The 15,440-nt window shown below is 50.8% G+C and carries 12 protein-coding genes and 1 pseudogene; 9 read left to right on the top strand and 4 right to left on the bottom strand.

The features are described from left to right. Nucleotides 1-264 precede the first annotated feature (264 nt). The 3 genes from CKW20_RS30100 to CKW20_RS03145 all read left to right on the top strand — a co-directional run bounded on the left by CKW20_RS30100 (nt 265) and on the right by CKW20_RS03145 (nt 1,655). Nucleotides 265-852 carry a GIY-YIG nuclease family protein gene (locus tag CKW20_RS30100; RefSeq protein WP_095051616.1) on the top strand — a complete coding sequence of 196 codons (588 nt, stop codon included), beginning with the start codon at nt 265-267 and terminating at the stop codon, nt 850-852. Between the two features lie 103 nt (nt 853-955). Further along, the gene (locus CKW20_RS29760) at nt 956-1,396 is read left to right on the top strand and encodes a hypothetical protein (RefSeq protein ID WP_256584981.1); all 441 of its coding nucleotides are present in this window, start codon (nt 956-958) and stop codon (nt 1,394-1,396) included. 28 nt (nt 1,397-1,424) lie between these two features. Beyond that, nucleotides 1,425-1,655 (top strand): hypothetical protein, encoded by a 231-nt coding sequence (locus tag CKW20_RS03145; RefSeq protein ID WP_095051615.1) that lies wholly within the window; start codon nt 1,425-1,427, stop codon nt 1,653-1,655. 67 nt (nt 1,656-1,722) lie between these two features. On the opposite strand, the gene CKW20_RS03140 is transcribed toward CKW20_RS03145, so the two are convergent. After that, nucleotides 1,723-1,941 carry a hypothetical protein gene (locus CKW20_RS03140; RefSeq protein WP_095051614.1) on the bottom strand — a complete coding sequence of 73 codons (219 nt, stop codon included), beginning with the start codon at nt 1,939-1,941 and terminating at the stop codon, nt 1,723-1,725. 449 nt (nt 1,942-2,390) lie between these two features. Between CKW20_RS03140 and CKW20_RS03135 the strand changes: the two genes are divergently transcribed. The 4 genes from CKW20_RS03135 to CKW20_RS03120 all read left to right on the top strand — a co-directional run bounded on the left by CKW20_RS03135 (nt 2,391) and on the right by CKW20_RS03120 (nt 8,176). Beyond that, on the top strand, nt 2,391-4,019 hold the full coding sequence (locus CKW20_RS03135; RefSeq protein ID WP_095051613.1) for an RNA-directed DNA polymerase: 1,629 nt from the start codon (nt 2,391-2,393) through the stop codon (nt 4,017-4,019). Then, entirely contained in the window at nt 4,009-4,743 is a 735-nt protein-coding gene (locus tag CKW20_RS03130) for a hypothetical protein (RefSeq protein ID WP_095051612.1), read from the top strand. Before CKW20_RS03135 ends, CKW20_RS03130 begins: the two co-directional genes overlap by 11 nt. Nucleotides 4,744-5,350: 607 nt before the next feature. Next, nucleotides 5,351-6,721 (top strand): hypothetical protein, encoded by a 1,371-nt coding sequence (locus CKW20_RS03125; RefSeq protein ID WP_256584980.1) that lies wholly within the window; start codon nt 5,351-5,353, stop codon nt 6,719-6,721. Nucleotides 6,722-6,991: 270 nt separating this feature from the next. Continuing rightward, nucleotides 6,992-8,176 (top strand): PIN domain-containing protein, encoded by a 1,185-nt coding sequence (locus CKW20_RS03120; RefSeq protein ID WP_218227988.1) that lies wholly within the window; start codon nt 6,992-6,994, stop codon nt 8,174-8,176. A 588-nt stretch (nt 8,177-8,764) separates the two neighbouring features. Here the strand turns inward: CKW20_RS03120 and CKW20_RS30095 are convergent. Next, a complete protein-coding gene (locus CKW20_RS30095; protein WP_176466847.1) occupies nt 8,765-9,010 on the bottom strand; it encodes a hypothetical protein in 246 nt (81 codons plus the stop codon). A 1,354-nt stretch (nt 9,011-10,364) separates the two neighbouring features. Between CKW20_RS30095 and CKW20_RS03105 the strand changes: the two genes are divergently transcribed. Beyond that, nucleotides 10,365-11,918 carry a YaaC family protein gene (locus CKW20_RS03105; RefSeq protein ID WP_256584978.1) on the top strand — a complete coding sequence of 518 codons (1,554 nt, stop codon included), beginning with the start codon at nt 10,365-10,367 and terminating at the stop codon, nt 11,916-11,918. A 284-nt stretch (nt 11,919-12,202) separates the two neighbouring features. Beyond that, a pseudogene (locus tag CKW20_RS29680) lies at nt 12,203-12,411 on the top strand (hypothetical protein). Between the two features lie 107 nt (nt 12,412-12,518). Here the strand turns inward: CKW20_RS29680 and CKW20_RS03100 are convergent. Continuing rightward, nucleotides 12,519-13,613, bottom strand: a complete 1,095-nt coding sequence (locus CKW20_RS03100) for a hypothetical protein (RefSeq protein WP_095051607.1) — start codon at nt 13,611-13,613, stop codon at nt 12,519-12,521. Between the two features lie 500 nt (nt 13,614-14,113). Continuing rightward, the gene (locus CKW20_RS03095; RefSeq protein ID WP_095051606.1) at nt 14,114-15,304 is read right to left on the bottom strand and encodes a DUF4268 domain-containing protein; all 1,191 of its coding nucleotides are present in this window, start codon (nt 15,302-15,304) and stop codon (nt 14,114-14,116) included. Nucleotides 15,305-15,440 lie beyond the last annotated feature (136 nt).

Below are 15,440 nucleotides of genomic sequence, written 5' to 3'. Positions count from 1 at the left end.
CTTCAGCTCGGGGATCACTTGCAGCTGCGAGGAGTAAGAACTGTCTCTTACTTTCCATCAGCATTCGATCTTTTAAACCCTCTCGATGATCACCTTAGCTCGCATAGGGCCTGCAAGCCCTAATCTTTTTAGTGCTTCCCTCCGGGCGAAATCGCGTTTGCCGCAACCACGTCTAAGCTAGCTAGACAGGGAAAGGTGTGATGCTCGTCCGAGCACGCTGACGACTCCCCCCTCCATTAAGCGGGCGTTAGGGAGTCAAGCGGCGTGCAAGAAGCTACCTCACTGCTGAACCCGAGTCGCTTATGGACTCGCTCTGAAGTGCTCACCCGCCCTTGCCCCGTGCCAAGGGAGCCTGGCGTCTATGCCTGGTATTTCCGTTGCATTCCGCCTGGAGTTCCGACGAGCGGGTGCCATACCTACCAGGACCTCACGCTCCTCTACACCGGAATTTCTCCTCGCCTTCCTCCTGCCAACGGAAAACCCCCGTCCAAACAAAGCCTGCTTCATCGCGTTCGATACCACTTCCGCGGCAACGCGGAGGGCTCCACGCTCCGACTCACTCTTGGCTGCCTTCTTGCTGAAGAACTCGGAATCGAGCTGCGCCGCGTTGGGAGCGGATTCCGAATGACATTCAGTTCGGGTGAGATGAAGCTGTCGGAGTGGCTTGAAGAAAACGCCTTCGTCGCCTGGTGCCCGCACCCAGCGCCCTGGGTGTTGGAGGAACACATGATTTCCACACTTTCCCTCCCGCTCAACCTTGATCAGAATAGGCGGCATGCATTCCATCAGAAGCTCTCAGAACTCCGACGGACCGCCAAGGCCAAGGCGCGTGAACTGCCGATTGCCCGCTAACAGGTCAATCGACACGGACGTCCAATCGGCTGGCTTCGCCAGCCTAATGGCCGCCGGTCATTTCCAACGTTAGTCAGCGTCCGCAATGGGTTGCAAACGGGCCGTGATTGCTTTTACCTTGGAGGCCAAGCAGGTTTCCATCTTGGGCGTTTTTTACGGTGGACAGGACTTCGAGACGGCCCTGCATTTTGAGCGGGAAGCCCCGGACTTGGACGCACTGCTGGCCATGATCACCCCGAGAACCGGCCCCCAGAAACTGACTGGGGCCCACCCGTTGGCAAGGAGGTTTGGTGATGGCGAAAGCAAACGTAAGAAGAAAACCGCGAAGAACAACCCGAACGCGGCTGCACTGAGAAACAGTAGTTACGCCGTGAAGGGCTCAAGGAACAGAAAACCGAACAGGAAAATCGAAGCGCGTGTGCTGGACAAGGGAGCACGCGAAGCGGGTAAAACCATCGAGAAAGGCCAGAAAATGGCGCAGATCGAGGCTTACGCGAAGGAACACAACTGCACCATCACGCAAGCCATGATCGCTTTCATGTGATCGGCTGCTTACCCCGGAGGTGGACACCATGTTGACCCAGGCGGAACTCGAAAAGATTCACGCTGACATTGTTAAGGTGAGGGCCGAAACCATGCGGCTTGTCGGTACCGGAACCAGCTTGTCGGCGACTGAATCCAGCGGTACAACTGCCGAACCCAGCAAGCTCACGGCCTGGGAATTGTTCTGGTGCCCGGTGACCATCGTTGCAGGGATGTTCGTGGTCATCGGCGGTGCCATGGCCCTGATCTTCATGAAGTGACCATGTACGACTATGCCATCCGCTTTGAGCGGGACACCGCCCCGGGGGTGGCCGTCTTGTGCACGTATCAAAACAACTCTGATTGGATTTTCTGCTGCAGGATGAAAGCCAGTTCTCGACTAGGGTATTGGGCTTTCAAGCTCCGCGCTTTACAGCCGAGCGCATGATTAAAAGCACCGGCGTCCGTGAGGCCCTGGGCGCTCCCACACAATCGACAGCGCACCAGTACGCCGTCAAGTTTCCAGTGTTTGTTCCAAGCCTCCAGCGGCAGGTAGGTCACGGACATTCAAAAGCGGTCCTTTGGCAATGAACGACAAGGGCTAAGTGCGCGTAAAACCATTCACTATGGCAATGGTAGGCCAGCCTCCGGAGGGCTGGTGTCCAGCAGGCGCAAAAAAGCCCACCAAGTGTTTTTTTGTGAGGGGACATTTAACGAAACTCCGTTATGCGCTGCCGTCCAGCGTCCATAGAGTTTTGGGAATTGTTCACGCACCCGATAAACGAAGACCTGGACCTGCGGCGCCAGGTGCGAGCGGCTGGAAGCGGCTTGTCAACCAGCACAATGACGGTGATCCGGTTCACTCGATCAGCGGAAGGTGCAAAGCTAAGTTCAGATGGCTGCGTACGCTACGAAGCGTCTATCGACATGCACCGGGCGTGCTGAGATGATCGCTGGGTGAGGGATTGTCGGTGCACTGAGCCCGGCTAACACAGGTCGTCGGCCGGGGAAAGGATATGTCTGAAGTAACACTGGAGCATTTTCTCCGTGCGGCAGCTGATATCGGAGCGCACGGTGACAACGACACGCTGCCTTTCGATGTAGACACGAATTTCGTTTCAGCTAAGCAAAATGAGCTAGCAGAGATCGCTTTCGGTTTTTCGGAGGAGTTGCGTAAAGACGGTGTGTCCAACAGCAAGAACAAAATTGCAGCATTAACTGTATTCAGCGAGCGCCTTTTGGTCGCAACCGGTGCATCAGGATTCAGGGTGACTACAAAGCTCCACCCGTTTTGGAGCATTTATTTCAACGGACTCGGCGTAGCTATCGCCGATCAGTTAGAGCCAAGACGTGATCAGCGAACCTTCTCATACAGGTTCCAGGCGGAGGGCGGGTCTGAGCTATTCGACCGGGGCTCATCCTGGAGAGTGTTCAGAGAGGCTACGTCGAAAGAGGCTGCGCTCGCCCCCAAGGGGACAGTAGTCGTCCAAACCGACATTTCAAGCTTTTACGAACACATCTCGCATCATTACTTAGAAAACCTCATAGATGACCTGTTCCCGGATGGCAGGGTAGGTAACCAAATCACCGCACTGTTATCAAAGTTTTCAGCGGGACGTTCCTTCGGACTACCTGTCGGTGGACAGTGTTCGCGGATTCTGGCGGAGCTGTTTTTGAACTCTGTCGACCATCGAATGACACATGACGGCTTACGTTGGTACCGGTATGTCGACGACTATGTGCTCATTGCAGATTCGAATTCCGCCGCTTACGCAGGGCTAGCATTTCTATCACACGCTCTCGCGGACTATGGGATCACGCTAAATAAATCGAAAACTATAATGATGACGGCTAAGCATTATGAGGAATACGTTACTACTCAGCTTGGTGGCGACGATACCAACGCCGGAATCTTGAGACATATCGACCTACATTATGATCCTTACTCTGATAACCCAGAGGGGGATTATGAGTCGCTGAAAATGACTGTCGAAAATCTAGACGTCCAGAAATTGCTCGGCAACGAATTGCAAAAGTCGCTTCCGGATAATTTCTTGATAACCCAAATAGGTAGGACCCTGAAGTTCCACAGCCCAATCGTAGCCCTGCAACTCGCGTCGACGCTACTGGAACCGAATAACTTGCATGCCTTTCGCGCTTCGTGGTCAACCATCATGCGAGGTGTGGCCAATCTCAGAGCGGGCGCGGGATATGAGGAAATCCACTCCAATCTGGATGCGGTAATAGATAGAGTGGCTGTCCACTCTGCTCATTTATTGCAAGCTGAAGCCAGCTTACTGCACTACCTTCGGGTGCTGAAGTTTGCGCAAACGCCAGCCAGAGCTGCTTTTGTCCAAAGTACCTATAAATACAACTCGTCCCACACCGTCAAAAGGGCGTGCATAGACTGCTGGCGTCTATGGAAAGACAGGTCCGGTTTCAGCTCTGTCTCAAGCCGATGGAGCGAAATCAATGCTGAATGTCAGCGATTGACATGGCTCGCGGCCGAGTCCTTTGGAGATCAAGGGGATGGCCTACGCCGTCAGATTGGGCCAAGCTTGGAGCAATCATGGAGGCTAGGAATAGAGCGTCAGGATCGCCCGACCTTCGCCGGTCTCTATCGGAGCTGGTGTGATGACAACTAGAGCTGGCCGTGATCCTAGAACGATTGCTCGAAATATTCCCGGCATACTGAATGCTATTTTCCCAGGGCTAACGCCTAGCATCGTGTCCTTTTATAACAAATTGGCTATCGGTTGTGCGGTGATTGTCGTGCCGGTAGACGCGATTCAGGCAAGTGAACTGCAAAAATCTCTCCTATTCGAACTGGCCTTTGCCGTAGGTGAGCAGCTTGTCCTTGGTAACAATCCGACGTGGGGAGAATGCGTTGCCACCGCTACAGACAGGCAAAGCAAGTTCTTCGATGCAATCAGCCCATCGGAAATTTCTGAGAATGATCAACGTATCGCCCGGCGCGTAGCGGACAACTTGGTGACTATGGTCAAGCAGGTAGCTACTGATTGTAACTCGGCATATGGCGCGGCGCCGGTGATACCCGGCTTTCGCTGGATCGCCTCAGGAACCGGCGATTTTTTTGCCGGGTCGACGCTAATCGAGGTGAAATGCATAGCCGGTAATTTCTCCGCTGCCGATTATAGGCAAGTCGCAATGTACTGGCTGTTGAGCTATGCGGCTGCTGTAGAGACGGGCAAAGATGAGTGGAGGTCGTGCGTCTTGATGAATCCGAGAACAGGCAAGCTCGTGAACATCGATTTTGATGAGTTCATCCACCTCACCGGCGGCGGCCGAAGCAAGGTGGAGATTCTCCAGGCGTTTGCTGCGACCCTCACTGATATCCAGAATTTCTAGTTCTATCGGCCCTTCACTGACCTCCGGCGACGAACACAACTCCGCCCCGCTGGTTATTTCCCTCGAGAGCGGGGGCTGTTTACAATCCGGCTGGCAGTCGGTTCAGCTTGCAGCAGGGTGAGTGACGTGAGTCCTTAGACAGGCGCTGCCTTACCTATCTGCGAAGCAAGACTACTGATGCACTCGGGTTGGTCATCCCAGCGAGCGGAAGTCCAGGGAGCACGTGGCATACAGCCAAATACTCACAAAGGTCGCGAATGGACCTGCCACTCCACACTTCCGCCTTGATCGAAAGATCCTCAAGGACGGTAGGAGTGGCTAAAGGCGAACGTCCGCTTCTGGTCCAGAGTGTGTAAAAACGCTTCGCCAAAATTGAAGTGTGCGCGTCTACGTTAAATCTGAAATTTATCGGCACGTCAGCAGATGTGGATTTCGCGTAAAGCGCGATTTCCAGTCCGGTTTTGAGTATCTGTCGCGCTGAAAAACGTTTTCACACAGCCATAAGCGGACGCTCCTGATCGCCTGCTTTCGACCAATAGGCTGCCCTTCGTCGAGTGCAATGTCATAATGCCTCCCATGGACGATGACCGACCCGTGGAGAAAATGAGTGACTAATTTCGTATTTTCACGTAGAGCAATGCAAGCTCGCATCAATAACCTTGCGAAAACCCTTAGCCCCACTCAGCTCACGGCAATCATCAACAGACTCAACGCTACGGATGCCACCCGGCTTCATGTAATGTGGGAGCTAGTAATATTACATGGGCTCTCCCAGGCGGGACACCTCAAGCACGAGCAGGCGTTGCCAAATGGACGTTGCCCTGACATCCGCTGGACGATAAATAAGCAAGACGGCGAGGCACTAACGATCATCGGCGATATCACCACAATATCAGATGATGGGCTTGACGCTCAGAACCCCCTAAAATATATCAGTGAAGAAATTTTCCGGCTTGCATCTAAGTTTCGATTGCGCCCCGGAAATTTTTGGATAGATGTGCGTGGAGAAACCACAGGGCCTCGCCATAGAAGCAAAATGCGCCTGATGCTACCTGAGAAATCTGAGATGAGTAGCTTCATCAAAACAGAGCTTGAACCATGGTTTTATAGCATCAGAGAAGCCCCCACAATCAAATCAAGATTTGATCGTACCGAAAATAACACCAACCTTAAAATCATTTACGATCCGAATTGGGAGAATGGTGGAGGCAGCCATACTAGCTACACTGTAGCCACATCAAAAAGTATCAATCCTTTATTTAGCGCGCTCAAAGGGAAAGTTAAGCAGCTAAATGGCGCGCCAGACGACTCTCTTCGTATTATCATTGCCTGTGATGGCGGTTGCGATTTAATTAGAAGCGGGAATCGAGGGAAATCACACTATACCTATAGCGCGCGAGAAGTCGCAGAAGACTTTCTTCGTCAGAATAGTAGTATTGATGCTGTATTGCTAGCCACCATAGATGAGCAACATCATCTATTTGGTAGTCCACCAAAATATCAGATGAGCTACGAGCTAATCTGTGCTCCTCTTTTGGCTCGCTCTCGCCGAGCTACGAATGAATCAATCGAATCATTGACCGCAGCGTTGCATGTCGCATTACCAAACTTACCGATGCCATTACGCCCCGCCTATCATTCTGCTTCGCTGCTGAAAACTCCAGGCGTTGGATACGATCAATTAGGAAGATATTCTATGCAAGGCAGTAAGATCACAATCTCATCTAGAGGGCTGCTTCGACTTCTCGCAGGGGAGATATCTACTGAAGAGTTCATTCGAGCGCACGGATGGGATGAACCTACGAACCACGCGAACCCCTTTGCCAGTAATCTCAAAAATGGATTTATGATCAGCAACCTTGACGTAACTGGTGATATGGACTCCGATGACGATAAGATCACTATTACAATAGATAAATTTGACGTAGCCGCAGCTCCTTTCATTTTTCCGAGCAAAGACCAAACGGGCAATACATAACGGTAAAGTTTCATCGAGCGGAGCTCACTCCATCAAACTCAAATGTGGGCGCATTTTTGTCGTCAGGCGAGTGACGACTTCTGGCCAGTTGTTGCCTTTTGCGAACGACTGCGAAGGGTTGATTACAGCCCTTCGCGACAGGCAGCAATCGGCCAATAACTGCCGGTGGCGATAGCCACTAAAAGCGGACACTCGAAGCAGCTACAGAGCCGGTATCAATTCAACTTAATAATATGCTCCCGTTATTAGTTTCAGTATCTAGGGAGATACGTGGGCTACGCTTCTGGCTTTCCTTTTACTCAAACGTTAGCTATCTTGGGCCGCGCAAACGAAAAATCTTCAGGACGGGTTTTGATGAAAGTATTTCTAGATACAAATGTATTTTATAAGAACTGGTTTGCAACCAATGCTAACTTCAAGCTATTGTTTTATTTTCTGAATAATTTGGAGTATGAGTTACTGCTGTCAAACATAGTGATACAAGAAGCAAACAATATTAGGCAGCGCGAGCTTAATGAAGTTAAGTCGGAGCTAAGCAGAATAATAAGAAAAGGGAATCAGTTGAGCCAAAAGAGTCTAACATTTGATATCGACAATTTTGGGTTTCAAAGTTATGACCTGACTAATGTACTGAAAGAGCGGGTGGACTGGGTCGATAGAATTGAATACGACAATGTACCTCATAGCATTGTGGTTCAAAGAGCAATTAGCTCTATAAAGCCATTTACCAATGAGGAAAAAGGTTATAGAGATACCCTGATCTGGCTGTCCTTCCTTGATTATTTATCTTCCAAAAACATAGAAGGCGATGTGGCCTTCATAACAAATAATAAACACGATTTTTTTCAGCTCAAAGATAAAACCCTCTCATTCAATGATGATCTTTTGAGGGATATAGCGGAGCGCAACATTAAGGCGAATATTAAACCGTATTTAAATGTTTATGATTTCGTGAAAGAAAATGTTGATAAAACACCTCACTCATTTGATCAGCGCAAGTTATTAGAAGATCTCGAGGATTTTCTGGTCTCTGAGACAGAGTGCTTTCTAAATGCAATGAATAATGATGATCTCAGCGAATTGCTGGAAACCAGACTGTTTTCCGATAAGTTAACTCCTATTCTTGAAGTGAATTCAGATATCTTTGAAGGATTAGAGCACACGCAAATAAATTCAATCAAGGGGCTTCCTGGCGATAGTGTTTATATTGAATCCGAATTTGAGATGCGGAGAGTTGACTTGGTGGTCTCAATCGATTCCACAGAATACAAGCAATATGCTGATGAGGTTGAAGCCATTAGATCCTTGTACAACATTGAACACGAAGACAATCACGTGAAGTTATCATTCATACTGAGAGCTTACATTGGCGGAAGTTTTGAGTATGATACCAATAATGAAGCTGCTAGCAATCTGTCAGTAGATTACATTTACAATAAACAAAGACGAGAGTAGCTTTAATAATGTCATGACGGGTGTCGCTGGTGTCTACATAGTGTCGGACAGCGACGGCTTAGCATAAGCCGTCGTAGCTGGCGGTTGGACTTCGGTCTCCCCGCCATTTCCAGTGCCTCATCACCTCGACTCTCAGCTATCTGGCGGTGCTTTCAAGCTCTGAATTAGACCAAACAAATGTTGGACATTGAATCGTCCAATTTATATACCCCCTCGAATGACTGCTTTTGGCCGATTGCTGTCTGTCGTGAACGTCGCAGCTAATCCTTCAGCCTCCTCAGACATTCTTTCGAAAAATCGAGCTTCCATGAACTAGGCACCTTCCATATCCGCTGTTAACGTCTGATCGTCAACGCAAAAAACGGTGACACGGACATGCAAGTCCGGTAGGTATCGCCGCGCAAATGCCTCGCCAACCATTGAGCATTGAAATGCTTTTAGGATCGCTATATGGCGGCTGTGCGTGGGGAATTCCTTTGGGTCTGCCGGGGTCCGATATGCCCGGCCTTACACACCTGCGTACGGCTGCCACCATCATTCGAATGCAAGCGAGAAGGTGTCAGCTCCTTAAATAATCTTATGGATGGACTACGTACTATGCGGCGGGCCAACATTATCCAGAACCCGATTCACCGCTAGTTCACATTGGTGATTAAGGGCAACTTGGGCAAGCCAGTTCCTGATGCGGTCGTGGATGTCTTTACTGCGCGCCTCTTCCGCGGTCTTGATCGGGCCGTCGATGAGTCGGCAGTTATGGACGAGAATCGAGTGTGCAAAGAAGCAACTTGTTCTTTCCACTTGGAGGTCATACACCAGCTTATCAAAGCTGCCCATTCGGCTAACCATGGATACGGCGACACATTCGAGTGGTGGTGTCTCGCGTGGCAGGACTTACACAGCAGAATCAGGTTCTGCGGTTCGTTGTCCCACGGGATTTCATTGACGTGATGGATCGGCCAGCCGCTCTGTCCCAGAGCGCGCAATTTCTCGACCGCAGGCATGGTCGCCAGGCAGGCCCGGCACTTGCGCTCGTCCCGTTCGATAATCAGCGGACGCATTCTATTGAATAGTGCCGCATAGCTGCGTCCGTGTTTGTAGTTCATATTCCCAAGCCCTTGTATGCGCTTGCTGTGTGCCGCGTTCTTGCAGACTTGGGAACAAAACTGCGTGCGGTAGGATTTCGGCTGGAATTCGACGCCACATTCGCCGCAGTTGATGGGCATGAGCTTGCGAGACTGGTGCCACAACGCCTGATAGCACGCCTTGGAGCAAGTTCGGCGGCCGCGCTTCGGCATCTTGTCCCGACCGGATTGCCGGGCATGTTTTCGTGGGATCGGCTTACCGCAGATTTCGCAGGCCCGCTCGGTCTGCTGCGCCTGCGTATTGCAGGCCACGGAGCAGTACATCTGCTGCCGGCCCTTCTTCATCCGCCACAACGCAAGGGTGTGCTTGATTTCCATTTGCTTGCCACAGCGCACGCAAGGAATCAGCAGGATCAGATGCGTACAACGGTCGCCCGGTTTAAGCGTGCCCGGTTTCTGGCCCAGCCAGTGCGGCGCGCCCTTGACCAGCTCGGCTATCAGCTCCTGGGGCGCGGATGGCCAGCGCGACAGGCGCAGGAACTCCCAATATCCCTTGGGTCGCTCCCGCTGCGTTTGCACCCTCCGATGATTCTCCCCGCGCCGACTCAGATCGGCGCACTCTCGTCCGCAGGTCGTCCCGCTCTGACCGCGCCGGATCAGCTTGCGCGCCATTCTTAATGAGACTTCCACCGTCTTGCGGCATTGACGGCAAGGCAGGGAAATCATCACAGCGCGCAAAGAGCTGCCGTGGCGCAAGCTCCCCTGCTCGGGGCCAGTCCAAGCTGGGTACATAGAGATGATGGTCCGGTGTAGTGCGGATTCGCTCTCCGGTAATTGTTCCAAACTCAACCAGTCGATGGCTTGCATACTTCGCCCGCGGGGCAACACTCTTGCGAACCTCGAGCTTAGGGGTATTCGCGGATGAGTCGCAAGCAGCGTTCGTAGCGTTGGCCTGTGATGATCGACCAAGGCACAGAAGCACAAAGGACACGGGAGTCAGGGAGTCAGGGAGTCAAAAAATGGAGCAGTTCTCGATATCTAGGCAAGCAAATGCGATATCAGTCTGGTCACTCCTTTCTGATAATGTAGTTTTTTGATGTCGGGATTTGATCGACATCGAGCCCAAAAAAGATTCTAAAAGACGGAGGCAGGCGATGGCAGGAAGCGGAGTAGAGCTGCGAATGGGGATTTTGCGGGACGCCGCTAATCAACAGATCCTAAAGCCTTTATTGTCTCATGGGTGGACTGCCACGATCGCTGAAGAGTCTGAGGCCGGAGAGTATTTGTTGATTAATGCTGATAAAACTGGCAGTTCACATACCGTTGCCCTCATGTATAGCTCCGCAACAGACAATCGACACTACAAGGAGCTAGATAACAAAGTTAGCCATATATTTATCAATGGTCAGCTCTATCTTGTTGAAAGCTTCGCATACGGCATTTCAACTCCTGTGTCATCAGTGGGTGACTTTTTCCCCCTGCTTGTCCAATGGAATAGAGAGGTCGCCCCACCCAAACTAATTAAAAACTTCAAATCCTCTAGTGGGACGATAAGAAGAATCGTCTCAGAAAGCCCTTTGGCGGGGATCTGGTCGCATTTGGGCCAGTTTTCAAGTTTAGAGCTGGCGAAGAAGCTGGTAGCGCGGCGTGCAGAGATTGAAGGAGTTGAGCTGGCCCATGCTCAGATTCAATCTAAAGCATCTGGTATCGCGTTTTCGGTGAGTAACGCCGCTGACTACTACAAAGGGGCACCTCACGAAAGCCTGAACAAGAGGGTCTTAAGCCTATATTACGGCACCCTGAGTCTGGCTTTCGCAGAGATGCTCGCTGCACCTAATGGCCCCGCTGACCTTGATGAGCTAGAGGGCATGACCAAGCAGGGGCACGGGCTTTTTGCTTTGGCTTCCGAAACAGGAAATTTTAGTGACCTAACCGTAGGCGTGCTGGCAACTGGCTTCTACCCGCAATGGGCTAGTTTTCTGGGGTATGACACCTCCGCATATCCGAGGGCCAAAGCCAAAGCCGCGGGAGATCTTGAGAATGCTGAAAAGTATCCTGCACAAAGCTTCGCGTCGATGGCAGTGCTACTGTCCGCGATCCCTGAGCTGGGTGATTTATTCTTGCAGGTTTACGAGGATGAACCGGCATGGGTTATCCCACATGTAGATACTGCATCTCTTCATAGGCAGCGAGGAGTACCGGCATCAAGTAGTTATATATTTTTATCAAATCACTCTCGGCGAGTTTCGGAAAGTAGGATTGCCTCTCAGGAATGGCCTTTCGCTGAGTTGACGAAGGTGAAAGATAGCGATCAAGAGAGCCAATATCGAGTTCGAGTCGATCATCCGGGACTGAATTACTGGTATGAACCGTTGCTTTTACATCGAAGCCCTTACTTGCAGGCCCCGGCGTTAATTATGCCAGTGCTTGGTGGCGTGCAAGATTACAGGGCAATCGCTCTGGCAATTTTGTACTCGCTATCAATACTTGTGAGATATATGCCGGGGTCGTGGCGACGAGTAGAAGGTGGGGACTGGGATCAACATCTAGGCGTAATGCGCGCCACGCTGGATGTGTTCGAAAGGGTTCTCCCTCAAGAGTTCCTAGAAAGCATCTCCGGCGAGCGTGTCCACACCAGTTTGCCAGGAAGTTTAATCTGACCATAAATTTTGTGATGCCGTGAGATTTGTCAAGCACCCTGAGTCGGACATCACTCATCTACACAAGATATCCAGCTGGTAACTCCTATAGCGGAAATGGCAGGGTTCGATTGGCCGTATTCTGCCTTTCCTGAAAGGCCGAAATTTGCCGATAGCTGCCCTCATTGAAGGGCATAGATTAGCGTGCGAATTGCCCCATTTTTGCGCCACAGTACTATGGCCATAATCGCAATCCATGTTGAGTGGTTTTACTGCTACGCTGGAATCTCCAAGGAGGATTCGCGATGCCTAATTCTGATCTACTCCCTTCCCTTCTCTTCAAAATCAACGAAAACCAACTCGCCCTTGAGGCCGCATCATGGAGCTCTCAAATTGGGTTGAGCAACGAGGAGCCGGCGACGTTGCCGACAACGTGCGCGGCGCCCTGGACACAATCGACAAGAACGAGGAATTTATAAAGCTGACCTTGGCCGTCCTCATGTCGCCCGAGTGAAAACTAACAGGCAGCTATAGCTCCTGAGCGGACTGTCGTATGAGGCAGCAACCGACCTATAAGCCACCTCGACAGCCGCCACGCCTTCAGACTTGAGTCTCCAAATATCAAATATGGTTGATCTCTGGATAGAGCCCTGACGGCCAGTCAAAATTTATTAAATGCTCACCGAAAAATACACCTGTTTTGTTCCATTTGTTGTCCGGGGATAAGAGGAAGTTGAGCACGTATGAATCCCAGAATTCCTCAACAGAGTCGATATTATCGTTAAATGCCATGCCGCCTAGCGTGACTAATCGATCACACAAAAAATCAGCTAATTTCGCGTACCAGTCTGCTTTGAGAGGTTCAATGGTATCCGATGTAAATTCGGTGCCGCCTTCATGGAAAATCTCACAGCGGTACCTAAACATGTCTTCGATTACTCCCCTCCAACTCTTCGCATGGGGATTAGAAGTGGCGGCCAGAAACTCTCTTAGGTTTTCATTTTCGTTAATTTTTTTTGAGTAGTACTTACCAGGTGCTCCAACGAGGATAGAAAAGCGTTTGCCTGCTCCGGGACCATCCTTCTCTCCTAGAGGCAGCATTGATTCCAAGCCAATCCATGAGAAAGCAAACCTGTGCGATATATTGGCTGTCTGTTGCGATTCCCTATCCCAAGACATGCACTTACTTAAGGCTTTTCCAAGAGGCGTGAGTTTCCCCAGAAGATGATCGTGCAGGAATTTGTCCCAGTAGCTCGTACCTGGATCCCATCGAAGACCAGGGCCCATGGCCGTATTACTGTTTTTTATTGGTGTCCACTTACCCTTCTCAAATATCGCGCCAATAGCAACCCCGTCTCTTCGATGCCAATTAATAAGCCGCGCTCGCGCCATGGCGACCTTCTTATTAAAGACAGAAAGCGCCAGATCGGCCACCATCAAACCTAATTTTATACCGTAGTCCGTGACGTCTTTCATCGGGATTAAAAGTACTTTTATATAGCCTAATGTCAGCGGGATGTGATCGGTAACTCCAAACTGTTGAAAAGATTCTTCAACTGCCGAGAAAAGCTGAGAGGTGCCGGAGTTAGAGTCCTTTTGATCTTGGATTAGGTACATGTCAGGTCCTAGTCCAAGGCCAATGGGTGGTATGGAAAGCACACCTGTCACAGCAAATGCGACCCATTTTTCGGATCTGTTTATGTCAATTACAATCATGCACCGGTCTTCCCTTTCGTTAACGATTGTTGCTCCAATTTACTCATAGTGTATCTGCTTCGCTAGATCTGAGGCGCTAGGCCCGTTCGGTGTTTCATCCCCGCAGAGGCACCGGATGCAATCCCCAACATATAAAAGGCTTGTAGCTTCGTTGGGCGGGGTCACGATTGATCGCCAGGGTTGACCGTCCGCTATTGGGCCGAAAGCGGTCGTTCGTGAGCGGCAGCTGGCAGCTAACGGCCCAGACTGTGTAAAAACGCGGTCACCATCTTGAAGACAGCGTTGCTATGTAAAATCTGTCGGCGCTTGGTTGGTCAGTGGCGCAAAAATTTGCGTAGAAACGCGATTTTCGTCCCCATCCTGACTGCCAAACCTGTTCTAAAACGTTTTTACACAGCCTCGGCCGATTGCTGCCCATCAACCACAGGTAGCTCTGGGGCGGTTCCTGCCGGAGGTGACAGGCAGGAGTCGGCCAAAAGCGCTACGAAATCAGGAACGACTCAGTCTGCCGCACTTTCCAGCATGTCATCAGCAGATAAGCTCTTCTGCTTCAGCTGCTTGTTAATCAACTTCAGCGGTTCGCGCATTGCCTGCTCCAGCCGAGTCATGTGCTGAATCATCCACTGGATCATCTCCGGCCAGTTCGATTTGTCGTACCCATCAACGTCTTTGGCGTACTGGATACGACAGGCTTTTTTGTTGGGCATCGGCAACCAAACAAGATTATGTCCAAACTCCGCTTCAATCCCATCTCTCTGTGCCTCCAAGCGCTCGAACACAAAGCTGTTAGCAGCGGCCTGACTGTTTTGTAGGCTAAGATTGACCCGTATTTCGTTCTTACCGAAGATAAGCTGATATGGCATACCGCTCAGACCTGAACCGGCGCTGAGCCAGTGATCCTTCGTTGGGCTGATGTTGTTGTACACAGAGCAATTACTCTGACTGAAGGCCTCCAGCGCTTGCTCCCAGAAGTCCTGCCGCAGGGTGTGACGATGTTTCTGTTCGCTGTCGACGCTTTTTTCCTCATCTTCCTTGGCCACCATTCCGATCATAAAATCGGAAGATTCAGGCGTGGGGATAATCTGCTCACAATTGAGGAACAGTTCGTCACCAGACTGATAGGGCGTCACTTTGAAACACTGGCAGGCGATTCCAAACTGACTGAGCCACAGCACCGTATTAGTAATTTCTTTGCGATAACGAGCGGCGACAAGGATCAACCGCTGTGTCTTTATCCGGTTGATCTGTGCAGCTTCCAGTCCGTCGATCTCCAGAAACTCAATCAGGTTGTCAGCAGCACTGGCCGCTGGCCGGCCGAACTCACGTGCTTTCTGATTTAAGTAGCGTTGGTATATGTCAATCACCTGAGCCTTACTCAGATTGGCGCAGTAGCTGGCATACTTTAGCGCCTGCCAAATAACGTCACGCCCAGAGTCGTCGAGCTTGTTCTCGATAATGACCAGGTTTCCCTCCTTATCAAGGGCTAAAAGATCGAGGCGTTCGCGGGTATCATCGAAGCCGTCAAACTCCTTCTGAATGATCAGTAGTTCCTCACCATCGCCTTGGGCCAGTGCCTGTGGGCAGTTTTCTAGCCACTCTTGCAAATGCCTGCGCTCAGTGAAGCCCAGCTCCCCAAAGCGTTTGATTTCCAGCGGTGCAATACGGTTCTGGGTAGGGTTGATCTTAAACATAAGCCACTTCCTGTAACTGAGTTTTTATCTCCTGCAAAAACGACCTCGCCAGAGATCATCTGTTGCCGAAAAGGTGTCGTGGAGCTGAGTGACTCAAGGATCAGTCCAGTCACGCTTGTGAGTGTAGTGGTCTACT

This window comes from Pseudomonas sp. Irchel s3b2, from assembly GCF_900187445.1.
In the GTDB taxonomy this organism is placed as follows: Bacteria; Pseudomonadota; Gammaproteobacteria; order Pseudomonadales; family Pseudomonadaceae; genus Aquipseudomonas.
This window is presented reverse-complemented; position numbering and strand designations above follow the sequence as displayed.

What these genes read in the sequence shown, in the direction of transcription:
- CKW20_RS03135 (WP_095051613.1), top strand. Translation starts at nt 2,391, where the DNA reads ATGTCTGAAGTAACACTGGAGCATTTTCTCCGTGCGGCAGCTGATATC.
- CKW20_RS03140 (WP_095051614.1), bottom strand. Translation starts at nt 1,941, where the DNA reads ATGTCCGTGACCTACCTGCCGCTGGAGGCTTGGAACAAACACTGGAAA.
- CKW20_RS03130 (WP_095051612.1), top strand. Translation starts at nt 4,009, where the DNA reads ATGACAACTAGAGCTGGCCGTGATCCTAGAACGATTGCTCGAAATATT.
- CKW20_RS30095 (WP_176466847.1), bottom strand. Translation starts at nt 9,010, where the DNA reads ATGGGCAGCTTTGATAAGCTGGTGTATGACCTCCAAGTGGAAAGAACA.
- CKW20_RS03100 (WP_095051607.1), bottom strand. Translation starts at nt 13,613, where the DNA reads ATGATTGTAATTGACATAAACAGATCCGAAAAATGGGTCGCATTTGCT.
- CKW20_RS03145 (WP_095051615.1), top strand. Translation starts at nt 1,425, where the DNA reads ATGTTGACCCAGGCGGAACTCGAAAAGATTCACGCTGACATTGTTAAG.
- CKW20_RS03095 (WP_095051606.1), bottom strand. Translation starts at nt 15,304, where the DNA reads ATGTTTAAGATCAACCCTACCCAGAACCGTATTGCACCGCTGGAAATC.